At 65.3% G+C, this 2,714-nt stretch carries 2 protein-coding genes; both read left to right on the top strand.

Annotated features, from left to right (window positions below; all coding sequences use genetic code 11):
* Nucleotides 1–1,357: strawberry notch C-terminal domain-containing protein (locus KAY22_RS27575; RefSeq protein ID WP_296626232.1), on the top strand; the 1,357-nt coding region annotated here is incomplete at its 5' end.
* Nucleotides 1,357–2,397 carry a toprim domain-containing protein gene (locus KAY22_RS27570; RefSeq protein ID WP_296626233.1) on the top strand — a complete coding sequence of 347 codons (1,041 nt, stop codon included), beginning with the start codon at nt 1,357–1,359 and terminating at the stop codon, nt 2,395–2,397. The genes KAY22_RS27575 and KAY22_RS27570, both read left to right, overlap by 1 nt.
* Nucleotides 2,398–2,714 lie beyond the last annotated feature (317 nt).

Genomic DNA, 2,714 nt, shown 5'->3' with positions numbered 1-2,714 from the left:
CCACTACCTGCTCGAACCGGGCTGGAAAGCCGATGCCGCCATTCAAGGCCTTGGCCGGACCAACCGCACCAATCAGGCGCAGCCGCCGCTATTCCGACCGATCGCCACCGATGTGAAGGCCGAGAAACGCTTCCTCTCGACCATCGCCCGGCGGCTCGACACGCTCGGCGCCATCACGCGAGGGCAACGCCAGACCGGCGGGCAAGGACTATTCCGGCCCGAGGACAACCTCGAAAGCCCCTATGCTCGCGCCGCCTTGCGGCAGCTCTATCTGCTGATCGTGCGTGGCAAGATCGACGGCTGCTCGCTCACCCGCTTCGAGAGCGCTACCGGCCTCAAGCTGATGGACACGAACGGCATCAAGGACGAGTTGCCGCCGATCACAACCTTCCTCAACCGCTTGCTGGCGCTGACCATCGAACTTCAGGGCATCCTGTTCACCGCCTTCGAGCAGTTGCTCGACGCCAAGGTGCAGGGCGCCATCGCCAGCGGCGTCTATGACGTCGGGCTGGAAACGCTGACGGCGGAGAGCCTCAAAGTCACCGAGCGCAAGACGATCTACACACATTCGGCGACCGGCGCAGAGACGCGGCTGCTGACCGTCGCCGAGCAGCGCCGCAACCGCCCGATGATGCTCGACGATGCGCTGGCCTGGCTCGCCGATGGTCAGGGCAAGCTGCTGGTGAACGCCAAATCGGGCCGCGCCGCCGTGCAGGTTGCAGCACCCTCGCTGATGCTCGACGATGGCGAGATCGAACGCCGAGTACGGTTGATCCGGCCGATGGAGCACCATCACGCCTCGTTCCAGATGATGGCGGACAGCCATTGGGAGGACGCCGACCGCCAGACCTTCGCACTGGCCTGGAGCAGTGAACTGGATGACGTGCCGGCCTTTACGGAAAGCACGCTGCATATCGTCGCTGGCTTGCTCCTGCCGGTCTGGAAGCGCCTGCCGAACGAGTCGACGCGGGTCTATCGGCTCCAGACCGATGACGGCGAGCGCATCATCGGGCGGCGTGTGTCGCCGGCATGGGCGGCGAATGCAGCATCGACCACCGGCACGGCGAAGCTGTCTGCCGAAGACGCCTATGCCGCGCTGATCGACGGGCGGACCATTCTCGATCTCACCGAGGGTCTCCAGCTTCGCCGCGTCCGCGTCATGGGCGCCAACCGCATCGAACTCTCCGGTTTCACCGAAGCAATGCGCGAGCGGCTGCGCGCCTATGGCCTCTTTACCGAGATCATCTCGTGGAAATTGCGCTTCTTCGTCCCCATCGACGCCGCCGGTCCCACCGTCCTCGGCAAGCTGCTCGACACCTATGCGTTGACGCGCATCTCGGATCGGGAGGCGGCATGATGGCGCGTCTCGACGCTTCCGATCTGGCGCAGCGTCTCGGCCGACAGGCCGAGGCGGTGTGCCGTCATTATCTCGACGCCGGCCGTCGCCAAGGCAATTACTGGCAGGTCGGCGACATGCGCAACACGCCCGGCCGCTCGATGTTCGTGCGGCTGAGGGATACGCCCAAAGGCCAGGCCGGCAAGTTCACCGACGCCGCGACGGGTGAGCATGGCGATCTGCTCGACGTAATCCGCGAATCTCTCGGCCTCGTCGACTTCAAAGATGTGGCCGAAGAAGCTCGGCGCTTTCTCAGCTTGCCGCATCCCGAACCTGAGCCGCCGCCAAAGAAGCACGCCAGCACACCGGCGCAACTCGGCTCTTCAGAAGCGGCGCGGCGGCTGTTCGCCATGTCGCAGCCGATCGGTGGCACGATCGCGGAAACGTATTTGCGCAGACGCGGCATCATGTCTTTGCACGGAAACGGAAATCTCCGCTTTCATCCCCGCTGCTATTATCGGCCTGATGAGCACAGCCCGACCGAGAAATGGCCGGCGTTGATTGCCGCCGTCACCGATCTGAATAGCAAGATCACCGGCGCACACCGCACCTGGCTCGCGCCAGACGGCTCCGACAAGGCGCCGATCGACATACAGCGCAAGGCGATGGGCGACCTGCTCGGGCACGCGGTCCGCTTCGGCACCCCTGGCGACGTGATGGCGGCAGGCGAAGGCATCGAAAGCGTCCTGTCGGTGCGTGAGATCATTCCGGGCATGGCGACGGCAGCCGCATTGTCGGCGCCACATCTCGCCGCCATCCTGTTCCCAGACGCGCTGCGGCGGCTCTACATCGTCCGCGACAACGATCCGGCCGGTGACGGCGCGCGGGACAGCCTGATCGAACGGGCGAATGCGGCCGGGATCGAGGCGATAGCGCTCTCGCCGACGTTCGGGGACTTTAACGAGGATATCCGGCAGCTCGGCATCGACGCGCTCCGGGCGATTGTCCGGGTCCAGCTCGCTCCGCAGGACGTCGCCCGCTTCATGGCTCGGGCGACATAGCCGACAACGGGAAAGGCGGTGAGCACCGCTCATCATCATGCCCAGATGCGTTCATCCGTCGAAAAAGGACCGCACCACGGCCTTCGAGAGGGCGATCGGCCCACGAACGACCCGTCCCGGCAATGGCTGCGTCCGGCTATTTTCTGGCGCGTCCCTCTGGGCCGCTTTCCATCGCGAAGCAAAATAGCCGGTCTTCGCCATCCTCCGCTGCGCTTCGGCCCTGCGCCTTGCTCCGGGTGCAGGGCCACGCCGCCCGTGGGCTTTCATCGCCAGAAGGCCGCGATGGTCGCGGTCCAAACGACGGAGCATCCCATGAG

Source organism: Rhizorhabdus sp. (genome assembly GCF_018006725.1).
Lineage (GTDB): Bacteria > Pseudomonadota > Alphaproteobacteria > Sphingomonadales > Sphingomonadaceae > Rhizorhabdus.
The sequence above is the reverse complement of the archived record's forward strand: the minus strand, read 5'-3'. Positions and strand labels throughout refer to the sequence as shown.